Annotated in this window: 18 protein-coding genes and 2 tRNA genes; 19 read left to right on the forward strand and 1 reads right to left on the reverse strand. The window is 41.4% G+C overall.

The window, feature by feature from the left end; all coding sequences use genetic code 11:
- The first annotated feature begins 23 nt into the window (after nucleotides 1–23).
- Together ubiE and porT are read left to right on the forward strand one after the other, a co-directional pair.
- Nucleotides 24–755, forward strand: a complete 732-nt coding sequence (gene ubiE, locus BUB08_RS14535; protein ID WP_073002641.1) for a bifunctional demethylmenaquinone methyltransferase/2-methoxy-6-polyprenyl-1,4-benzoquinol methylase UbiE — start codon at nucleotides 24–26, stop codon at nucleotides 753–755.
- A gap of 58 nt (nucleotides 756–813) precedes the next feature.
- Nucleotides 814–1,575, forward strand: a complete 762-nt coding sequence (gene porT / locus BUB08_RS14540) for a type IX secretion/gliding motility protein PorT/SprT (protein WP_083570783.1) — start codon at nucleotides 814–816, stop codon at nucleotides 1,573–1,575.
- Here porT and BUB08_RS14545 read toward each other — a convergent pair.
- Nucleotides 1,563–2,339, reverse strand: a complete 777-nt coding sequence (locus tag BUB08_RS14545; RefSeq protein WP_175550017.1) for a TrmH family RNA methyltransferase — start codon at nucleotides 2,337–2,339, stop codon at nucleotides 1,563–1,565. The two genes, porT and BUB08_RS14545, sit on opposite strands and share 13 nt — an antisense overlap.
- A gap of 92 nt (nucleotides 2,340–2,431) precedes the next feature.
- On the opposite strand from BUB08_RS14545, the gene tamL reads away from it, so the two are divergent.
- The 17 genes from tamL (at nucleotide 2,432) to rpoC (ending at nucleotide 21,975) form a co-directional block, all read left to right on the forward strand.
- Entirely contained in the window at nucleotides 2,432–4,768 is a 2,337-nt protein-coding gene (gene tamL / locus BUB08_RS14550; protein ID WP_175550018.1) for a translocation and assembly module lipoprotein TamL, read from the forward strand.
- A 122-nt stretch (nucleotides 4,769–4,890) separates the two neighbouring features.
- A complete protein-coding gene (locus tag BUB08_RS14555) occupies nucleotides 4,891–6,255 on the forward strand; it encodes a sodium-dependent transporter (RefSeq protein WP_073002644.1) in 1,365 nt (454 codons plus the stop codon).
- A gap of 129 nt (nucleotides 6,256–6,384) precedes the next feature.
- Nucleotides 6,385–7,488 carry a helix-hairpin-helix domain-containing protein gene (locus BUB08_RS14560; protein WP_073002645.1) on the forward strand — a complete coding sequence of 368 codons (1,104 nt, stop codon included), beginning with the start codon at nucleotides 6,385–6,387 and terminating at the stop codon, nucleotides 7,486–7,488.
- A gap of 110 nt (nucleotides 7,489–7,598) precedes the next feature.
- Nucleotides 7,599–7,790, forward strand: a complete 192-nt coding sequence (rpsU, locus tag BUB08_RS14565; protein ID WP_073002646.1) for a 30S ribosomal protein S21 — start codon at nucleotides 7,599–7,601, stop codon at nucleotides 7,788–7,790.
- A gap of 34 nt (nucleotides 7,791–7,824) precedes the next feature.
- A complete protein-coding gene (locus BUB08_RS14570; protein WP_073002647.1) occupies nucleotides 7,825–8,709 on the forward strand; it encodes a tyrosine-type recombinase/integrase in 885 nt (294 codons plus the stop codon).
- Nucleotides 8,710–8,727: 18 nt separating this feature from the next.
- Entirely contained in the window at nucleotides 8,728–9,030 is a 303-nt protein-coding gene (hpf, locus tag BUB08_RS14575) for a ribosome hibernation-promoting factor, HPF/YfiA family (protein ID WP_073002648.1), read from the forward strand.
- 261 nt (nucleotides 9,031–9,291) lie between these two features.
- A tRNA-Gly gene (locus BUB08_RS14580) sits at nucleotides 9,292–9,364 on the forward strand.
- Between the two features lie 61 nt (nucleotides 9,365–9,425).
- A tRNA-Thr gene (locus tag BUB08_RS14585) sits at nucleotides 9,426–9,497 on the forward strand.
- Nucleotides 9,498–9,532: 35 nt separating this feature from the next.
- Nucleotides 9,533–10,720: an elongation factor Tu gene (gene tuf / locus BUB08_RS14590; RefSeq protein ID WP_073002649.1), complete on the forward strand. Its 1,188-nt coding sequence runs from the start codon at nucleotides 9,533–9,535 to the stop codon at nucleotides 10,718–10,720.
- Nucleotides 10,721–10,852: 132 nt separating this feature from the next.
- The gene (gene secE / locus BUB08_RS14595; protein WP_073002650.1) at nucleotides 10,853–11,044 is read left to right on the forward strand and encodes a preprotein translocase subunit SecE; all 192 of its coding nucleotides are present in this window, start codon (nucleotides 10,853–10,855) and stop codon (nucleotides 11,042–11,044) included.
- Between the two features lie 21 nt (nucleotides 11,045–11,065).
- Nucleotides 11,066–11,614 (forward strand): transcription termination/antitermination protein NusG, encoded by a 549-nt coding sequence (nusG, locus tag BUB08_RS14600; RefSeq protein ID WP_073002813.1) that lies wholly within the window; start codon nucleotides 11,066–11,068, stop codon nucleotides 11,612–11,614.
- Nucleotides 11,615–11,634: 20 nt separating this feature from the next.
- Nucleotides 11,635–12,075, forward strand: a complete 441-nt coding sequence (gene rplK / locus BUB08_RS14605; RefSeq protein WP_073002651.1) for a 50S ribosomal protein L11 — start codon at nucleotides 11,635–11,637, stop codon at nucleotides 12,073–12,075.
- Nucleotides 12,076–12,095: 20 nt separating this feature from the next.
- The gene (gene rplA, locus BUB08_RS14610; RefSeq protein WP_073002652.1) at nucleotides 12,096–12,800 is read left to right on the forward strand and encodes a 50S ribosomal protein L1; all 705 of its coding nucleotides are present in this window, start codon (nucleotides 12,096–12,098) and stop codon (nucleotides 12,798–12,800) included.
- A gap of 2 nt (nucleotides 12,801–12,802) precedes the next feature.
- Entirely contained in the window at nucleotides 12,803–13,321 is a 519-nt protein-coding gene (gene rplJ / locus BUB08_RS14615; protein ID WP_073002653.1) for a 50S ribosomal protein L10, read from the forward strand.
- 35 nt (nucleotides 13,322–13,356) lie between these two features.
- Nucleotides 13,357–13,737 carry a 50S ribosomal protein L7/L12 gene (gene rplL, locus BUB08_RS14620; RefSeq protein ID WP_073002654.1) on the forward strand — a complete coding sequence of 127 codons (381 nt, stop codon included), beginning with the start codon at nucleotides 13,357–13,359 and terminating at the stop codon, nucleotides 13,735–13,737.
- Nucleotides 13,738–13,847: 110 nt separating this feature from the next.
- Nucleotides 13,848–17,660 carry a DNA-directed RNA polymerase subunit beta gene (gene rpoB / locus BUB08_RS14625; RefSeq protein ID WP_073002655.1) on the forward strand — a complete coding sequence of 1,271 codons (3,813 nt, stop codon included), beginning with the start codon at nucleotides 13,848–13,850 and terminating at the stop codon, nucleotides 17,658–17,660.
- 52 nt (nucleotides 17,661–17,712) lie between these two features.
- On the forward strand, nucleotides 17,713–21,975 hold the full coding sequence (gene rpoC, locus BUB08_RS14630; RefSeq protein WP_073002656.1) for a DNA-directed RNA polymerase subunit beta': 4,263 nt from the start codon (nucleotides 17,713–17,715) through the stop codon (nucleotides 21,973–21,975).
- The last annotated feature ends 2 nt before the right edge of the window (nucleotides 21,976–21,977 follow it).

Consider the following 21,977-nt stretch of genomic DNA (forward strand, 5'->3'; position numbering starts at 1 on the left):
ACCCTCATAATTTATTCGCTTTTATGGCAGCTGTTCCCTATAAAAATTCCAACCTGAGCAAAAAAGTACAGGTTGAGGAAATGTTTGACCAAATCTCACACCGGTATGATTTGCTAAATCACCTTCTTTCTGTAAACATTGATAAAATTTGGCGTGGAAGGGCTATTAAAATGTTGCGCCCGCATCAACCCGAAACAATTTTGGATATTGCCACCGGAACTGCGGATTTTGCCGTGGCAGCAAAAAAGTTGAATCCGAAAAAAATTACAGGGATTGATCTTTCGGAGGGGATGCTGAAAATTGGCCGTCAGAAGGTGAAGAAGAAAGGATTGTCGTACATGATTGAACTGCAAAAAGCAGATTCAGAAGCGCTTCCTTTTGACAGCGAGTCGTTTGACGCTGCAACAGTTGGTTTTGGTGTCCGGAACTTTGAGAATCTCGAAAAAGGACTGGCAGAGATATACAGGGTGCTTCAGCCCGGAGGTGTATTTATTGTGCTGGAGTTTTCGTTGCCACGTAATAAAGTTTTTCGGAGTTTGTACTTTTTCTATTTTTTGAAAGTGCTGCCGTGGTTAGGCAGATTTGTTTCGAAAGACGAAAGGGCGTACACTTATCTTCCCGAATCGGTGCGGGAGTTTCCGTGCGGAGAAGACTTTGCCCGCATTTTGGAAAAAACAGGTTTCGAAAAATGTAAATGGGTGCCCCAAACCATGGGAATTGCCACCATTTATGAAGCGCAAAAACCTAAAATTTAGGAAAGAAAACAATAAAAAATCGCTTTATTTGTTTGTTTTATGAATTGAACGAAATCAGGTGAAAAAGAATTTTTTGATCATATTGATTGTCCTTATTTCTTTTCAGGCTTTTTCTCAAAAGCAGAAAGTTAATCACATGACCACTTTTGATGATAAACTCATTCATTTTGGTTTTTCGCTGGGCATTAATACACTTGATTTTGGAGTGACACATTATAATCCCATTGGAACTAATCCGGAGTTTTCTCCAACCACCTGGCCGTTGGACAAGAAACAGATTGCCGTAGGAGACTACGTTCGGGCAGATGTTTCGCAACTTATTCCGGGTTTTACCGTGGGGATAATTTCGAGCCTGCGACTGACAAAAGATCTGGATTTGCGCTTTCTTCCAGGGCTTTCGTTCGGGGAGCGTCAGCTATTTTACAATATTCCTGTTTGGGAAAAAGACAGTTATCAGCCTTTACAATACTATTCGATTAAATCTACCTTTTTGGATTTTCCGCTGTTGCTGAAATACAAAGCTCGCCGAATTAATAACGACCGGCCTTACATCGTTTTCGGACCTGCTTACAGACAGGATATCAGCCGGACTGGGAAAGAGGATTTGGTACGATTGAAAAACGGTGGTTTTTATGCAGAAATAGGAGCCGGCTGGGATCATTATTTTGCGTTTTTCCGGTTTTCGGTAGAAGCAAAAATGAGTCTCGGGCTGAATAATATTCTTGGAGATCCTCCGGGCGTAAGTCAGCGGCAGTACTATTCGCAAGCAATAAAAGAGTTACGGTCGAATATTTTTACCCTTAGTTTTCACTTCGAATAAAGAGCCTTATTCCGCGAAAATTCGCTGCAAATAATTCCTGATGTTACAGCCACATTTAGTGACTCGGCTTTCTCTTTTCCCTGTCCGAACGAAGGAATGTTTAATTTAAATGTTACGTGTTTGGCTACTTCCTCTCTAATTCCTTTTCCCTCGTTTCCTAAAATAATTATTGCGTTGCCTGGCAGGGGTGTACTGTAAATGTTCTCTCCTTCCAGAAACGTACCGAAAACCGGCAGTTGCTGTTCGTTTGCAAGTAGAGCAAGGGCATCGAACGGTGTGTAAATTACTTTAACCCTTGTGAACGACCCCATTGTTGCCTGAATTACTTTGGGGTTAAACACATCGGCAGTATCCGGAGAACAAAACAGGTATTTTACCCCAAACCAGTCGCAGGTTCTGATTATCGTCCCCAAATTTCCCGGGTCCTGCACCCCGTCTAAGAAAAAGCAAAAGCCATCAAGATTCTGCGGAAGCGTTGTTTGGTGCGGAAGCTCGCAAACAGCAAGGCAGTTTTGTGGCTGTTTTAACAAGCTTGCTTTTTTTATTTCGGCAGCACTGGTTTCGGTTACTTTTTCTGCCTTGGGCAAAAGACTTTTGTTTTCCGAAATGAACTCAGCGGTGGCAAATAACTCCTTTACCCGAAAATGCGATTTTAGCACTTCCCGGATATTTTTGTCTCCCTCCACCAGGAAACTTTCCTCCTTTAGCCTGAACTTTTTCTGGGTAAGCGATTTTATCTGCTTTATCTTATTTTTTCCAATCATTAAAATGGTTGTATTCTGAATAATAAATGTTTCAAATTTACTGTTTCCATCTAAAACACTTCATTATTTTTGTTGAAATTAAAAATGTGGCATTGATTAGAAGAGCAATTAAATACTTGATTAACTACCGGAAACTGACTGTTGTTGCACTTGCAGCCTTTTTATTTTCCTGTTCGCCAGTGAAGTTTGTTCCCGAGGACAGGTATTTATTGAATAAAGTAGAGGTTGAGGTTGATAATTCTACAATTAACAAAGAAGAAGCAAAACTGCAAATCAGGCAGAAAGAGAACTACAAAATTCTGGGTTTTGCCAAGTTTTATTTGTGGATGTATAATTTGTCTTCGAAAAAGAAAGCAAACAGTTGGCTGAAGAAAATAGGCGAACCGCCTGAAGTTTTTGACGAGTCGCTGGTTGGTGCATCGGAGGCTCGCTTGAAACAATACCTCGGAAACAAAGGTTTCTTCAGAGCCAATGTGAATACCGATGTGATGGTGAACGAAAATCGGAGGAAAGCAAATGTCAGGTATAAAGTTGAAACGGGAGAGCAATATAAAATCAGAAAGGTAAATTACCACATCAGCGATTCTACGCTCAAAGTGCTGTTTTTTAATGATTCAGCAAAAGCTTTTATCCGGCCGGGTACACCGTTCGATTTCAGCCTGCTGGAGCAGCAACGGTCAAAAATTGTCAATCTGTTTAAAAATGAGGGGTATTATTACTTTTCTAAAGACGAAGTAAGTTATTTGGCAGACAGTAGTTTGTACGAAAAAGAAGTTGTGCTCGACCTCTATATCGGCAGTTCGCCCGAACAAAGTTCTGAAAAGAAATTTGAGCCGTATTCTCTGAATCATTTTTATATTTCGGTGTTACCGGGGTCTGTGCCGGTTTCTGCTGAGTCGAGCAGGTTTTGGCAATTTTCCGATACCATTCGTTGGGAAAACCATACACTTTTTTCCAACCCTGAAATAAGGTACCGGCCCAGGCTTTTTGACAGTATGCTTCAAATGAAAAACGGCTCGCTCTATCGGCTCGACGATGCCCGCCATACTTTCGATGCATTCAACCGGTTGCGGCAATTCCGGTTTATTGATATTCAGTTTAGTGAGCCGGAAATGCCGGTAGACACAAATTTGCTCGATTGCCACATTCGGTTGGCTCCTCTGAGCAAACAGGCTGTTTCTTTTGATGTTGAAGGAACAAACACTTCGGGGAACCTGGGGATGGCCGGCAATGTGAATTTTCAGCACCGCAACATGTTTCGGGGTGCCGAAGTGTTGCAGTTGAACCTGAAAGGCGCCATTGAACGTCAACAGCGAACAAATAAAAATGTAACAGAATATTTTAATACGCGCGAGCTTGGTTCGGAAATGAGCCTTACAATCCCAAAAATTTTGGGAACCAGAAAGCTGGTCGATGCATTTTGGAATTTGCTTCCCAAAACAATTTTCACAGTGGGGTACAATTACCAGCGCCGGCCCGAATACACCCGTACAATTTCGAGTTTAAAGTTTGGGTACGACTGGATGACTTCGGAATACCGCAAACACACCTGGAATCTTCTTGATTTTAACATGGTCACCCTGTATCAGTTCGATCCAAGCTTTATCGAAATGATAAAAGATTTGTATATAAAAAGCAGTTTTACCGATCACCTTATTTTTGCGATGAACTATTCTTTTGTGCACAACACTCACAAACTGGGAACATTTCAGAATTACTTTTATTTGCGGTTCAACGTAGAGTCTGCCGGGAATTTACTCTATTTGCTTTCGGAAACATTAGACCGTAAGCAAACGCAGGTGGTCGATTCGTCCGGGCCCGGAACTTCGGAATTTTATACGCTTTTTAAAACGCGATTTGCGCAGTATATAAAGTCTGATTTGGAATTCCGTTACGGATACATTATCGATAAATACAATGCAATAGTAGGAAGGGCTTTTTTTGGGGCCGGGCTGCCATACGGAAATTTCGATGTTTTGCCTTTCGAGAAAAAGTACTTTACCGGAGGCGCTAACGGAATTAGGGCTTGGCAGGTTCGCGCGTTGGGCCCCGGAACATACAAGGCGCCCGAAAATGAATATCCCAACCAGTCGTCTGACATTAAACTGGAAGCCAATTTGGAGTACCGGTTTAAATTGATGAGCTTTTTAGAAGGCGCCCTGTTTTTTGACGCAGGTAACATTTGGGCAATTAACGAAAAAGATAATCGTCCGGGTGCACAGTTTAAGCTGAATGAGTTTTACAAGCAACTTGCGCTTGGCACAGGAACTGGATTCAGGTTCGATTTTAATTACTTTATTTTCCGGCTTGACTTGGGAATGAAACTGCGCGACCCTTCCCAGGAAGCTGATAATGGTTGGATTATTGGTCATCGAAAATATACCGGCGACGATTTTAATATTTCGTTTGCTATCGGCTATCCATTCTAGAATTTTTAGTTTTCATCCAATTTTTCCTTAATGTTGGATATTTTTTGCATTTTTAGCCCGGTTTTAGCGAGAGTTTGAAACGAAAAAGGAGCATTTGCAAACAATTTAATACCGCGTAATTTATGTCTGGACATAACACTGAACGTGATTCCTTTGGTTCAAGGTTTGGGGTAATCGCTGCTACGGCAGGTTCTGCAATCGGTCTTGGAAATATCTGGCGCTTCCCTTATGTGGCAGGAGAAAATGGAGGAGGAGCTTTTCTAATTATTTATCTGGGATTCATCCTTGTAATCGGCATTCCTGTTATGTTGTCCGAATTTGCGATAGGACGCAGTGCTCAGCGAAACGTTTTTCGGTCGTTCCGAATGCTGGCTCCAGGCAAGCATTGGTATCTGATCGGTTTAATGGGGGTTGGCGCGGCTTTTATGATTCTGGCCTTTTACACAGCTGTTGCCGGCTGGACACTTGAATATATTTTTCAATCGATAATTAATGGTTTCGACGGACTTAGTTCGCAGGAGTTAAACGAGATGTATTTTTCGTTTATCGGAAGTCCCTGGCGGCCGTTGCTTTGGTTCTTTGTTTTTATGGGACTAACCGCTGCTATTATTATGGCAGGCGTTCAAAAGGGAATCGAGAAGTACACGAAAATTCTGATGCCTATGTTGCTCGTGCTGCTGCTCGTTTTGGTAGTACGATCGGTTACTTTGCCCGGTGCAGAAAAAGGAATTTCGTTTTTGTTTAAGCCCGATTTTAGTAAAATTACTCCTTCTACTGTTCTAGAGGCGCTGGGACAGGCTTTTTTTTCGTTGAGTATCGGGATGGGAACGCTTATTACTTACGCATCCTATATTAAAAAAAGCGACAACCTAGGGATGACTTCGGTTTCGGTTGCTTTTGCCGATACTTTTATTGCAGTGCTTGCCGGGCTTGCCATTTTTCCTGCGGTTTTCGCGTTCAATATTGAACCCGGCTCCGGCGAAGGACTGGTTTATATTACACTTCCCAATATTTTTCAGCAGATGCCGGGAGGTTATTATTTCTCGTTGATGTTTTTCATCTTACTGGGGGTTGCGGCATTAACATCAACCATTTCGGTGCTGGAAGTAATTGTCGCTTTTTTTTCCGAAGAGTTGGGGCTAAAACGAAAAGCTGCTACCTGGCTTGCTACTTCTTCGGTTTCAATTTTAGGGGTTTTATGTGTGCTGTCGACCAGTTCGCTGGCAGATGCAAAATTGTTTGGATTTACTGTCTTCGGGTTGATGAACTTCACCTCTGCAAATATTTTGCTACCCCTCGGCGGGTTTTTTATCGTAATTTTTGTAGCATGGTTTCTCGGGCGCGATAAGGCAAAAGAAGAGTTGTCAAACAATGGCGAATTGAAGGTGAGGTATATCCCGTTTTTTATGTTTGTTGTGAAATTTCTTGCCCCGTTGGCAATCGCTTTTATTTTCCTGCAGGGAGTGGGGCTGATCAATTTTTCTTAATCCGAAAGTTGAGACGGATTTTTTGGTCTCCAGTCTGAATCTGTTTCAGTACAAAAGAGTAGAGTTGCATTTTTGGATGTAAAGCTTTATATTAAAGCTTGTTATTTCGGTACCCAAAAATGCAGCAAAATGACAGAACCCTTCAGACAAATACTAAGAGAGTATTTTAGCTTTTCGAAAAAAGACCGCCGGGCAATTTTGGCGCTCTGTGCAATTATTCTCTTTTTTATTTCTGGAAATTTGGTTCTTAAATACATCGAACCAAAGCCAGACTCTGCCTCTGCAGAAATTATTGCGGTTTTTGAAAAATGGGATGCGGAGTCTGAAAATACGTTAGGGTTTAAAAGCTTGTTTCATTTTAATCCGAATACGGTCTCTGCCCAAAAGTTTGACTCATTGGATTTGCCGGCGTTTGTCAAAAAGAATATGCTGAGTTATCGGGCAGCCGGGGGAAGTTTTAAGAATGCAGCAGCTGTTCGCAAAATATACGGGATGAATGACAGCATTTATGCCGCAATAGAAAAGTATATTGATATTCCTTCTGAAATAACAGCAGAGCCCAACGTACACTCCAAAAGTAAAGGAGAACGTGCTTTTAGGCATTTTGACCCAAACACTGCGGGCGCAGACGAATTGCTAAATCTTGGATTCAACTCGTTTCAGATTTCTAATCTGATTAAATACAGAAAAAGCGGCGGCACTTTTTCCGAAGCAAATGATTTGCTGAAGATTTATGGAATTGATTCGGCCTTTTTTAACTCCCTGAAAAATTACATTGAGATCGACGAGAAACCTGTTCAAGTTTCAGAAGAAGACGTTGAAGAACCAGCTCTGTTCGTAGTTGATATTAATACTGCCGACGCTACCGAGCTGCAAAAACTGAGGGGAATTGGAGCTGTTTTTTCCGGCCGTATAATTAAGTACCGAAATCTACTTGGCGGATTTTACGACAAGCACCAATTGCTCGAGGTTTACGGTTTCCCCGAAGAAACGTTTCATTCAATAAAAGGAAACATTGTTGCTGATTCACTACAAGTAAAAAAGTTGCGGTTGAATTTTGCAGACTATTCAGAGCTCCTTCGTCATCCTTATTTGAGAAAGGAGCAGGTTGAAGCAATATTAAATTATCGTGACGAGAACGGACCTTTTCGCTCGGTTGAATATCTACTCTCTGAAAACCTGCTGGATACTGCTTCTTTTAAGGCGTTAGTCCCCTATTTAACCTGCCGTTAAAATTGATTAAAAGGTTTGTTACAGGTAGGAATAATTATTTTTTTCCTTTAAATTTGATTTGCTGTGAATAATTTCTAAATTTGCGCCTCAATTTAAAATACGGTATCAAAATGATTGTTATTCCGGTAAAAGAAGGCGAAAATATAGAAAGGGCTTTAAAAAGATTCAAACGGAAGTTTGAAAAAACTGGCGTAGTTAAGGAATTGCGTGATCGTCAGAAGTTTACAAAACCTTCAATCAGAAGAAGGGAAGAAGTAAAAAAGGCCATTTACATTGAACAATTACAGCGCCAGGAAGACTGATGTAATTTGGTTCCTGGTGTTAGCAGGAAGATGAATGAACTATCAGGAATCGTTTGTTAATTATTTGAGGTATGAGAAGAGAGACTCTTCGCATACTGTGACAGCATACAGAAAAGACCTCGATCAATTCGTGCTATATTGCACAGAAATGATCGGGGAATTTGATGTTAAAAGGGTAGATGCAAAGTTGGTGAGGGGCTGGGTTATCGAACTGATGGAAGAGCATTACATGCCACAATCAGTAAATCGGAAAATTTCAACCCTAAAAGCCTTTTTTCGGTTTTTGATGAAGAATGAGGTTGTTGATAACAACCCGGCATTGAATATACCGCTGCCTAAAATCAGAAAAAAACTACCCGGTTTTGTCGAGGAAAATAGTTTGATTCATTTGCTTGACGACGGATTTTTTTCGAATGATTTTAGGGGAGTAAGGGATAAATTAATAATTACCTTATTATATGGTACCGGAATAAGGCTTGCAGAACTGTTGAACCTTAAGGAACGTGATTTCGATACCGCCGGTTGTTTAATAAAGGTGTTGGGCAAGCGGCAAAAAGAAAGAGTAATTCCTTATCCCAAAAACATAAATCAGCTATTGCAGCAGTATATCGAAATTAGAAACAGAGAAGTTGGAAACAGTCCGGATGTTTTGCTCGTAACAGAAAAAGGAAAGCCGGTTTACGAAAAATTAACATACAGGGTTGTGAAAAAATATCTGGAACAGGTAACTTCGCTGGAAAAGAAAAGCCCTCATGTTTTGAGGCACTCGTATGCTACCCACTTATTAAACCGGGGAGCAGACCTGAATGCGGTTAAAGAGTTGTTGGGGCATTCAAATTTGTCCGCAACTCAGATATATACGCACACAACATTTGAGAAATTGCAACGTGTTTATAAACAAGCCCACCCAAGGGGTTAACTATTAAAAAGTGTTACTATGGAAATTACAATTAATTCAGTTCATTTCACCGCAGACAAGAAGCTGGTGGATTTCGTTAATAAGAAAGTGAATAAGCTTGATACCTTTTTTGATGGTATTATTAATGCTGAAGTAACATTGAAAGTATTAAGGCCTGAAGCAGCGAAAAACAAAGTTTCAGAAATTAAGGTTTCCATCCCCGGCAACGACTATCTATTTGCAAAGAAAGAAGCCGATACATTTGAAGAAGCAACTGATTTAGCCATCGATGCACTGCGCAGACAACTCGTAAAATTTAAAGATAAACTCAAGAGTAAATAAAAATCTAAAAATTGATCATCAAATCCTAGATTTTTAAAATAATATTTTTACATTTGCACACCCTTTTTAGGGGCGTTCCAGAAACTGTTGAAATTAAAGTACTTTCACCTAGTTTATTGCTGTTGCAGCAGATTTAGGTGAATGAGTAGAAGAGTCATTTTGTTGTGAATTTTCTGCTAAATAAGAAAGAAAGGCTTTGAGCTTGTCTTCAGTTCTGATAAAATTTTGTAATTTTGCATCGCATTTTACGTGCAATATATTGCGGGAGTAGCTCAGTCGATAGAGCATTAGCCTTCCAAGCTAAGGGTCGCGGGTTTGAATCCCGTCTCCCGCTCAAAAACGAGACCAGAGTTTTAAGCAGAAGCTTTTAACTCTTGTCTCTTTGTGTGTTAATGGCCGGAGTAGCTCAGGGGTAGAGCGCATCCTTGGTAAGGATGAGGTCACGAGTTCAATTCTCGTCTTCGGCTCAATGAATTTAGATAATAATTAAAAATTTGGAGTTATGGCTAAACAAACATTTGTAAGGGACAAAGACCACGTCAATATTGGTACAATTGGCCACGTTGACCATGGTAAAACTACCCTGACAGCTGCTATCACAACTGTATTGGCCAAGAGAGGCCTTTCTGAAATTAAATCATTTGATTCAATTGATAATGCACCTGAAGAAAAAGAAAGGGGTATTACAATTAATACTTCTCACGTAGAGTATCAGACTGAAAAACGTCACTATGCTCACGTTGACTGTCCCGGTCACGCCGACTATGTTAAGAACATGGTTACTGGTGCTGCCCAGATGGACGGTGCAATTATCGTAGTAGCGGCAACTGATGGTCCTATGCCACAAACACGTGAGCATATTCTTTTGGCTCGTCAGGTAAACGTTCCTAGGCTTGTTGTTTTTATGAACAAAGTAGACATGGTTGACGACGAAGAGTTGTTGGAACTGGTTGAAATGGAAATTCGTGAATTGCTCGATTTCTATGACTTCGACGGTGACAATACTCCTGTTATCAAAGGTTCTGCATTGGGTGCATTGAATGGCGAACCACAATGGGAAGATAAAATTATGGAACTGATGGATGCAGTTGATACTTGGATTCCGCTGCCTCCCCGTGAAGTTGACAAACCATTCCTGATGCCTGTTGAAGACGTATTCTCTATTACAGGACGTGGAACAGTTGCTACCGGACGTATTGAAACCGGTATCGTTCATACTGGTGATGAATTGCAGTTGATTGGTTTGGGAGCTGAAGGACGTAAAACTGTTTGTACAGGTGTTGAAATGTTCCGTAAAATCCTCGACGAAGGTCAGGCAGGTGATAACGTAGGTTTGTTGCTTCGTGGTGTTGATAAAAAAGAAATCAAACGTGGACAGATTCTTGCGAAACCAGGTTCAATTACTCCTCATACTAAATTTAAAGCTGAGGTTTACGTATTGAAAAAAGAAGAAGGTGGTCGTCATACTCCGTTCCACAATAAATATCGTCCTCAATTCTACGTACGTACACTTGATGTAACCGGCGAAATTCAATTACCTGAAGGTCGCGAAATGGTTATGCCTGGTGATAACGTAACAATTGAAGTGGATTTGATTTACCCTGTTGCACTTAACATTGGTTTGCGTTTTGCAATCCGTGAAGGTGGTCGTACCGTAGGTGCAGGTCAGGTTACTGAAATTTTGAGTTAGTCTATTACAATCTTATATAAATAAGTTCCGGGCCATTGGCCCGGAACTGTTTACGGAAGAAACTCATCCAGGGAGTTTTGTTTTTGTGTAAGTTCGATTCTTACCTTCCGTTCGAAAATAACCACAGTTGAAATGAAGTTAAAAATCTATTTGCAGGAGGCTTACGATGAACTTATTCATAAGGTAACATGGCCTACCTGGAAAGAACTGCAAAGCAGTGCATTGGTTGTAATGGTTGCTTCCTTTATTATATCACTCTTAATCTTCGTTATGGATCTGTCATTCAGAAACATAATGAGTTTTATTTATGGATTATTTTATTAATTGAAATCCTTGGGTCAGAAAATGAGCGACAATACAAAAAAATGGTATGTTCTTCGAGCTATAGGAGGTAAGGAGAAGAAAGCGAAAGAATATATCGAAAACGAAATCGCAGTTGGAGATCTGAAGGGTTTTGTTGAACAGGTTTTAATACCTACGGAAAAGGTATATCAAATCCGAAACGGTAAAAAAATCAGTAAGGAACGAAACTTTTTCCCAGGCTATGTGCTCATTGAAGCAACGTTGGTAGGAGAGGTAGCACATATTCTTAGGAATGTGCCGAACATTATTGGATTTCTTGGCGACACCAAAGGTGGGGATCCTGTACCAATGAGGCAAAATGAAGTCAATAGAATTTTGGGAAGGGTGGATGAACTTGCTGAAACTGATGAGGAATTGAACAACCCATTCGTGGTTGGAGAAACCGTGAAAGTGATCGACGGACCATTTAACGGCTTTAACGGAACCATTGAGGCAATCAATGAAGAGAAGAAGAAGCTGCAGGTAATGGTGAAGATTTTTGGACGTAAAACGCCTTTGGAACTTAGCTTCATGCAGGTTGAAAAGGAATAGTAACGCTTTATTATTTTATTATGGCGAAAGAAGTTGCTGGATTAATTAAATTACAAATCAAAGGTGGGGCGGCAAACCCGTCACCGCCGGTGGGACCAGCATTAGGTGCCAAGGGAGTTAATATAATGCAGTTCTGCAAACAGTTTAATGCGCGTACTCAAGACCAAGCAGGTAAAGTATTGCCGGTAATTATAACTGTTTACGGCGACAAGTCGTTTGACTTCATTATTAAACAACCTCCCGTAGCCGTTCAGTTGCTCGAAGCAGCAAAAGTAAAGAAAGGTTCAGCAGAACCACATGTCAGCAAAGTAGCCGCTATCTCCTGGGATCAGGTAAAACAGATAGCTGAAGGCAAAATGGTTGACCTGAATTGCTTTACTGTTGAATCGGCGATGAGAATGGTAGCTGGAACTGCCAGAAGTATGGGAATCACTGTAAAAGGTGCTTCACCATTCAAATAACAAAAATTAAATCTTTTAAGATGGGCAGAATTACGAAAAATAAAAAAGCTTCTCTTGGTAAACTCGAAAAAGGAAAAGCTTACTCAATTGATGAAGCAGCTCAACTGGTAAAAGAAGTTACTTATACCAAGTTCGATGCTTCAATTGATATTGATGTGAGGTTAGGAGTTGACCCGAGAAAAGCTAACCAGATGGTTAGAGGCGTAGTTTCTTTACCCCATGGAACAGGAAAAGAGATTCGTGTGCTCGCATTGGTTACTCCCGATAGGGAAGAAGAAGCCAAAGCAGCCGGAGCGGATTATGTAGGTTTAGATGAATATATCGACAAAATCAAAGGCGGTTGGACTGACATTGACGTAATAATTACCATGCCTCCAGTAATGGGGAAAGTTGGCCAGTTAGGACGTATATTAGGTCCCCGTGGTTTAATGCCAAACCCAAAAAGCGGCACTGTTACCATGGAAGTGGGAAAAGCAGTGAGCGAAGTTAAACAGGGTAAAATTGATTTTAAGGTTGACAAATTTGGGATCGTTCATACTTCAATAGGTAAGGTATCCTTTACTCCAGAAAAGATAAGGGATAACGCTGTTGAGTTCATGAAAACAATTCTAAAATTAAAGCCAATAGCCGCAAAAGGTACATATGTAAAGAGCATTTATCTGTCCAGTACCATGAGCCCTGGTATTAAAGTTGAACTAAAGTCAGTTGCTGACAAAACAGAGTAGAAATGAAAAGTACAGAAAAGAAAGTTATTATAGATAACCTAAAGGATCAGATTGATTCGTACAGCCATTTTTACCTTACTGACATTAGTGGTTTAAATGCTGAAGATACCAGTAGTTTAAGAAGACTATGTTTTAAGCAAGACGTAAAACTGGTTGTTGCGAAAAACACCCTTCTGCGTAAAGCACTTGAAGGTTCTTCCAAGAACGCCGAAGAGCTTTACGATGCACTCAAGGGAAATACATCAATAATGTTTACAGAAACTGGTAACGTTCCTGCAAAACTGATTAAAGACTTCAGCAAAAAATATAAAAAGCCAGTATTGAAGGCTGCTTATGTTGAAGAATCAGTTTACATGGGCGAAAACCAGCTCGATGCGCTAATTGCAGTGAAATCGAAAAACGAACTTATTGGCGATGTTGTTGCCTTGTTACAATCACCAATGCAAACATTACTCTCACAATTGCAATCAGGTGGTAATACAATACACGGTGTTCTTGAAACACTGAAAGAGAGAGAATAATTTTTTTTAGAAATCTTTAATAAAAACAAATAGAAATGGCAGATTTAAAACAGCTTGCAGAAGAGTTGGTAAACTTAACTGTTAAAGAGGTTAACGAATTAGCTGGAATTCTTAAAGAAGAATACGGTATTGAACCAGCCGCAGCTGCAGTAGCAGTAGCAGGTCCGGCTGCAGGTGGCGCAGAAGGCGAAGCCGCAGCAGAACAGACTGAATTCGACGTAATTCTGAAGGCTGCTGGTCAGTCTAAACTGGCAGTAGTTAAACTCGTAAAAGAATTGACCGGTCTTGGTCTGAAAGAAGCCAAAGCAGTGGTTGATGAAGCTCCGAAAGCAATTAAAGAAAAAATTTCCAAGGATGAAGCAGAATCGCTTAAAAGTCAGTTGGAAGAAGCAGGAGCCGAAGTTGAAGTTAAATAATCGCAATTCAGACCTTATTAAATAGAGGTTGTATGGTTTAGAGTCTTGTCAGGCAGGATTCTAAACCTTTTTGTGTATTTATATTTTATATAATTAACCTGTATAAATACATGTCAGTAAATACAAAAATCGAGAGGATAAATTTTTCCTCAACACAAACCAGGTTTGATTACCCTGACTTCCTAGAAGTACAAATTAAATCATTCAAAGAATTTTTTCAGTTAGACTCTACGCCCGAAAAGCGGAAGGAGGAAGGACTGTGGCGTGTATTCGAAGAGAATTTCCCGATTACGGACACTCGGAACAATTTCGTTCTTGAGTTTCTCGACTATCAGGTAGATCCGCCCAGGTATTCCATTCCGGAATGTATTGAGCGTGGATTAACTTTTAGCGTGCCGGTAAAAGCAAGGTTGAAACTCTACTGTACCGACCCTGAGCACGAAGATTTCGACACCGTGGTTCAGGACGTGTATTTAGGTACAGTTCCGTACATGACCGGGAAAGGAACCTTCATCATTAACGGGGCCGAAAGGGTTATTGTTTCTCAATTGCACAGGTCGCCTGGCGTTTTCTTCGGGCAAAGTTTGCATGCCAATGGTACCAAACTTTATTCCGCAAGAATTATCCCTTTTAAAGGGTCATGGATCGAATTTGCAACAGACATTAACAGTGTCATGTTCGCTTATATCGACCGTAAGAAAAAATTGCCGGTTACCACACTGCTGAGAGCTATTGGTTACGAAAGTGATAAAGAGATCCTCGGTATTTTTGATTTGGCCGATGAAATCAAAGTTTCAAAAACAGGCCTCAAAAAACTAGTTGGTCGCAAGCTGGCAGCCCGCGTGTTAAAATCGTGGGTTGAAGACTTTGTTGATGAAGATACCGGTGAAGTAGTTTCTATTGAGCGTAACGAAGTTATTATAGACAGGGAGACTGTTCTGGAGGAAGATCATATAGAGGAAATTCTCGATTCGGGAGTAAAAACTATCTTGATTCACAAAGACGATCAGAGACAGCAGGATTTTGCGATTATTTACAACACGCTCCAGAAAGATCCATGTAACTCTGAAAAAGAAGCAGTTCTTCACATTTATCGTCAGCTAAGGAATGCCGAACCGCCAGATGAAGCTACCGCACGCGACGTGATTGATAAACTGTTTTTCTCTGATAAACGATACGATCTGGGTGAAGTTGGCCGCTACAGGATCAACAAAAAACTTGGCCTCGAGGTGGATGCCGAAAATCGTGTTCTTACTAAAGAAGACATTATCGAAATTATCCGGTATCTTATTCAGTTGGTAAACTCTAAAACCGACGTGGATGATATCGACCACCTGAGCAACCGTCGTGTTCGTACAGTTGGAGAACAAATGTACAACCAATTTGGTATAGGATTGGCTCGTATGGCACGTACTATTCGTGAACGAATGAATGTGCGCGACAACGAAGTATTTACGCCAATCGACCTGATTAACTCCAAAACACTATCCTCGGTTATTAATTCATTTTTTGGAACCAATGCATTATCGCAGTTCATGGATCAGACCAACCCGTTGGCCGAAATGACCCATAAACGTCGTATGTCTGCTTTGGGACCAGGAGGTTTGTCTCGGGAAAGGGCAGGGTTCGAAGTACGTGACGTACACTATACCCACTACGGAAGGTTGTGTCCGATTGAAACACCGGAAGGACCAAACATCGGTTTGATTTCTTCGCTGTGTGTTTTTGCAAAAATTACTGACCTTGGATTTATTTCAACTCCTTATAGAAAGGTTGCCGACGGAAAAGTTGACCTTTCGGATGAAGGAGCAGTTTATCTGACTGCAGAAGAAGAAGAAGGGAAAGTTATAGCGCAGGCCAACGCACCAATCGATGCGGATGGTTATTTCTTAAACCAGAAGGTAAAATCGAGACTGGATGGTGATTATCCGTTGGTAGATAAAGAAGAAGTAAATTTGATGGACGTTGGTCCGAACCAGATTGCTTCGCTTGCTGCTTCTCTTATTACCTTTTTGGAACACGATGATGCCAACCGTGCTTTGATGGGATCAAACATGATGCGTCAGGCAGTTCCGTTGCTTCGTCCCGAAGCCCCAATTGTGGGAACCGGGTTGGAGGCAAGAGCTGCTGCCGACTCTAATGTGCTTGTTCAGGCAGAAGCCGACGGCGTTATTGAATTTGTTGATGCTACACAAATTATAGTTCGGTACGACGTTACTGAAGACGAACGTTTTGTTAGCTTCGACCCCGAGGTAGTAACTTATCCGCTTCAAAAATATACGAAAACCAACCAGGGAACTACCGTCGATTTAAAACCGATTGTTCGCAAAGGGCAGAGGGTTAAAAAAGGCGAAATTCTTTCGGAAGGTTACGGTACAGAAAATGGAGAACTGGCACTCGGAAGAAACCTGAAGGTGGCATTTATGCCATGGCAGGGATACAACTACGAGGATGCCATCGTTATTTCAGAACGAATAGTTCGTGAAGATATTTTCACTTCTGTTCATGTTGATGAATACAGTCTCGAAGTTCGTGATACAAAACGCGGGCTTGAAGAGTTTACTTCTGATATTCCGAACGTAAGCGAGGAAGCAACTAAAAATCTGGATGAAAACGGGCTTATCCGAATTGGCGCCGATGTTAAACCTGGTGATATTCTTATTGGTAAGATTACACCGAAGGGCGAATCGGATCCTTCTCCGGAAGAAAAATTGCTTCGTGCTATTTTTGGTGACAAAGCTGGCGATGTAAAAGATGCTTCTCTAAAAGCTTCTCCATCACTGTCAGGCGTTGTTATCGATAAAAAGCTATTCTCTAGAGTTGCCAAAGACAAAAAAGGCAAAACAGCTACAAAAACTCTTCTCGATCAAATTGATGAAAATTTTGACCGCGAAGTGGCTGCGTTGCGCGCACGTTTGGAAGATAAACTTTTTACACTTGTAAGTGGAAAAACTTCGCAGGGCGTAAAAGATTATTACGGAACAGAAGTTATAGCAAAAGGTGTCAAATTCACCTTGAAACAGCTTCAGGAAATCGATTATCTCTCGGTTAATCCGTCAAAATGGACAACCGATAAAGATAAAAACGATCTGATTTTTAAAGTAATTAATAATTACATTATAAAGCACAAAGAAGCGGAAGCTTTTGCTAGGCGCGAAAGATATAATGTTACCATTGGTGATGAACTGCCTGCAGGTATTATTCAGCTGGCAAAAATATTTATCGCCAAAAAACGTAAGCTGCAGATTGGTGATAAAATGGCCGGACGTCACGGAAACAAAGGGATTGTTTCAAGGGTTGTCCGTGCAGAAGATATGCCATTCCTTGCTGACGGAACACCTGTTGACATCGTGCTTAACCCGCTGGGGGTACCATCCAGGATGAACCTGGGACAGATTTACGAAACTGTTCTTGCTTGGGCAGGAAAAGAACTGGGAGTTAAATTTGCTACTCCGATTTTTGATGGTGCCGAGCTTGAAGAAATCGCTGAATATACCGATAAAGCAGGTATTCCTCGTTTCGGGAAATCAACACTTTACGATGGGGAAACCGGTGTGCCGTTCGACCAGCAGGCAACAGTTGGAATCATTTACATGATGAAACTGGGTCACATGGTTGAAGACAAAATGCACGCTCGTTCCATTGGGCCATATTCACTTATTACGCAGCAGCCTTTGGGTGGTAAAGCTCAGTTTGGTGGTCAGCGTTTTGGGGAAATGGAAGTTTGGGCGCTCGAAGCATTTGGTGCATCTCATATACTTCAGGAAATCCTTACCGTGAAGTCTGACGACGTAATGGGAAGGGCAAAAGCATACGAATCTATAGTGAAAGGTGAACCGATGCCGCAACCAGGTATCCCGGAATCGCTCAATGTGTTGTTGCACGAACTGAGAGGTCTTGGCCTCAGCATCAAGATGGAGTAGTACTCCATCTTCCTGTATTTTGGTTCTGTTATAATGATTTTTAATTCAGATTATGGCATTCAGAAAAGATAACAAAGCAAAAGGAGGTTTTTCAAAAATTTCAATCAGTCTTTCTTCTCCCGAAGAAATTCTGGAAAGATCGTATGGTGAAGTTTTGAAACCTGAAACAATAAACTACAGAACTTATAAACCTGAGCGGGATGGCTTGTTTTGCGAGCGTATTTTCGGACCTGTGAAAGATTACGAATGCCATTGCGGTAAATACAAACGAATTCGTTACAAAGGAATTGTTTGCGACCGCTGTGGAGTTGAAGTAACCGAGAAGAAAGTACGTCGCGAACGCATGGGACATATCGCTTTGGTTGTTCCGGTCGCACATATCTGGTACTTCCGTTCATTGCCAAATAAAATTGGATATTTGTTGGGACTACCAACAAAGAAGCTTGATTCCATTATTTATTACGAACGTTATGTCGTAATTAATCCTGGAATAAAAGCAACCGACGGAATAAAAGAACTCGATTTCCTTACTGAGGAAGAATACCTGGATATTGTTGATACTTTGCCTAAAGAAAATCAGTTCCTTGACGATGAAGATCCAAATAAATTCATCGCAAAAATGGGAGCTGAAGCTTTATACGAAATTTTGAGCCGGCTCGATTTGGATGACTTGTCATATACTTTAAGGCATAAGGCAAACACCGAAACATCGCAGCAGCGTAAAAATGAAGCATTGAAGCGTTTGCAGGTGGTAGAAGCATTCAGGGCAAGTAAAAACCTCAATCGTCCTGAATGGATGATTGTTCGGGTTGTTCCGGTAATTCCTCCCGATTTACGGCCACTTGTTCCATTGGATGGCGGGCGTTTTGCCACCTCCGACCTGAATGATCTTTACCGCAGGGTAATCATTCGGAACAATAGGTTGAAGAGACTTATCGAAATCAAAGCTCCTGAAGTAATTCTTCGTAATGAAAAACGAATGCTACAGGAAGCTGTTGACTCGCTTTTCGATAACTCAAGGAAATCAAATGCGGTTAAAACAGAAAATAACCGCGCACTCAAATCGCTTTCAGACAGTTTGAAAGGAAAGCAGGGACGTTTCCGTCAGAACCTGCTCGGTAAACGTGTTGACTATTCTGCCCGTTCGGTTATTGTGGTTGGCCCTAAACTCAAAATTCATGAGTGTGGTCTTCCTAAAGGTATGGCTGCAGAGCTTTACAAACCTTTTATAATCAGGAAATTGATTGAACGAGGAATTGTGAAGACTGTAAAATCGGCTAAAAAGATCGTCGACAGGAAAGACCCAGTGGTATGGGAAATCCTTGAGAATGTATTGAAAGGACACCCTGTTATGCTAAACCGTGCGCCCACACTGCATAGATTGTCAATTCAGGCATTTCAGCCTGTGTTGATTGAAGGGAAAGCTATTCAACTCCACCCGCTGGTGTGTACCGGGTTTAATGCTGACTTTGACGGTGACCAGATGGCGGTTCACCTACCGTTAGGAAATGCTGCTGTTCTGGAAGCTCAGTTGTTGATGCTTGCCTCGCATAACCTGTTGAACCCTGCGAATGGAGCACCTATTCAGGTTCCTTCTCAGGATATGGTTCTTGGCTTGTATTATATGACAAAAGCCCGCAAAGGCTCAAAAGGTGAAGGGATGACGTTCTATTCACCTGAAGAAGTTACAATTGCATACGAAGAAAAAGCGCTTAGTTTACATGCTGTTATTAAAGTAAAAGTAGAGGATGTAGATGAAAATGGCGAAATCTTCAAACATATTATAGAAACAACGACCGGTCGTGTGATGTTTAATGAATTTGTACCTCGCAAGGTAGGATACATTAACCAGATTCTGACCAAAAAGTCGTTGCGTACCATTATCTCAACTGTTTTCAAAGTATGTGGAAATGCCGACACCGTTGCTTTCCTTGATGACATCAAAAACCTTGGTTACCGTATGGCATACCGGGGCGGATTGTCTTTCAACATCGACGATGTAATTATCCCGAAGGATAAGGAAACAATTGTTGGCGCTGCTTACGAAGAAGTTGAAGAGGTAATTTCCAACTATAACATGGGTTTTATTACCAACAACGAGAGGTACAACCAGGTTATTGACATCTGGACACATGCCAACTCGAAATTGACACAATCGGTAATGAAAACCATTAGTTCGGACGACCAGGGGTTCAACTCAATTTATATGATGCTTGACTCCGGAGCTCGTGGTTCTAAAGAACAGATTCGTCAGTTGTGTGGTATGAGGGGATTGATGGCAAAACCGCAGAAATCCGGTTCTACCGGTTCCCAGATTATTGAGAACCCTATTTTGGCGAACTTTAAAGAAGGACTTTCCGTACTTGAGTACTTTATTTCTACCCACGGTGCACGTAAAGGTTTGGCGGATACAGCGCTTAAAACTGCTGACGCCGGATACCTTACCCGTCGTTTGGTTGACGTATCTCAGGATGTTATTATTCAGGAAGAAGATTGCGGAACTTTGCGTGGTATTGTAGCTACAGCAATTAAAAACAACGAAGAAATTGTTGCATCGCTCTTCGAACGTATTGTTGGACGTACTTCGGTTCACGATATCTATCATCCGCTTAACGGAGAATTGATTATCAAATCGGGCGATACCATTACAGAAGAAATTGCACAGAAAATTGAAGATTCTCCGCTGGAAAGCGTAGAAATTCGTTCGGTGCTTACCTGTGAATCAAAAGTTGGAGTTTGTGCAAAATGTTACGGACGTAACCTTGCCTCCGGATACATGGTTCAGAAGGGAGAAGCTGTTGGTGTTATCGCTGCACAATCGATTGGAGAGCCGGGAACACAGCTTACTCTGCGTACCTTCCACGTTGGGGGTATCGCCGGTAACATTTCCGCGCAATCGAGAGTTGAAGCACGTTACGACGGGTATGTCGAAATTGAAGAACTACGTTCGGTTGAATACAAAGGAGAAGACGGAAATCCTGTTGAGATAGTTGTGAGCCGGTTAGCCGAACTCAAAATTATCGATAAAAATACCAAGATACAGCTTTCAAATCACGCCATTCCATACGGTTCTAAATTGTATGTAAATAATGGTGACGAGATTAGAAAAGGTACTCTAATTTGTGAATGGGACCCGTTCAATGGAGTTATTATTACTGAATTTGATGGTAAAATCGAATTCGAAAATCTTATTGACGGTATTACTTTCCGTGAAGAATCGGATGAACAAACCGGTTATAGCGAAAAAGTAATTATTGAAACCAGGGACAAAACCAAAAACCCGACGCTGAAAGTCATGGACAAAGATGGCTCGATGATTCGGTCGTACAACTTACCTGTGGGTGGGCACATTGCCGTATCGCAGGGACAGACGGTGAAAGCCGGTACAGTTTTGGTTAAAATACCGAGGGCTGCTGGAAAAGCAGGCGATATCACCGGTGGTTTGCCGCGTGTTACCGAACTGTTCGAAGCACGTAACCCTTCTAATCCTGCTGTTGTTTCTGAAATCGACGGAGAAATTTCTCTGGGTAAAATTAAACGTGGTAACCGCGAAATTATCGTTACAACTAAAACAGGTGACGTTAAGAAATACCTGGTGCCGCTTTCAAGGCAGATTTTGGTTCAGGAAAACGACTATATCAGGGCAGGTACATCGCTTTCTGATGGGGCTATTACTCCCCGCGATATTCTGGCAATTAAAGGGCCTACTGCTGTTCAGGAATATATTTTGAACGAAGTCCAGGACGTTTACCGGATGCAGGGCGTAAAAATCAACGATAAACACTTTGAAGTTATCATTCGTCAAATGATGCGTAAAGTGGAAATTGATGACCCGGGTGATACACGTTTCCTCGAAAAACAGATTGTTGACAAGAATGAATTCCTGTCGGAAAACGACTGGATTTGGAACAAGAAAGTGGTTATTGATGCGGGTGATGCAGATGGTTTAAAAGCTGGTCAGATTATTTCTTCGCGCAGGCTCAGAGATGAAAATTCTCAGTTGAGGCGGAAAGATAAAAAGCTGGTGGAATCAAGAGACGCAATTCCAGCAACATCAAGCCAGATTCTGCAGGGGATTACACGTGCGTCACTGCAAACCAGAAGTTGGTTATCAGCTGCATCGTTCCAGGAAACTACAAAAGTGTTGAACGAAGCTGCCATCAATGGTAAAGTTGATTACCTCGACGGACTGAAGGAAAATGTGATTTGTGGTCACCTGATTCCTGCCGGTACCGGATTGAAGGAATACAAAAACCTGATTGTTGGTTCCAAAGAAGAATACGACAGGTTAATTGATATGAAGAAAAACGCTTAAGT

It is taken from the genome of Mariniphaga anaerophila (assembly GCF_900129025.1).
GTDB classification, from domain to species: Bacteria; Bacteroidota; Bacteroidia; order Bacteroidales; family Prolixibacteraceae; genus Mariniphaga; species Mariniphaga anaerophila.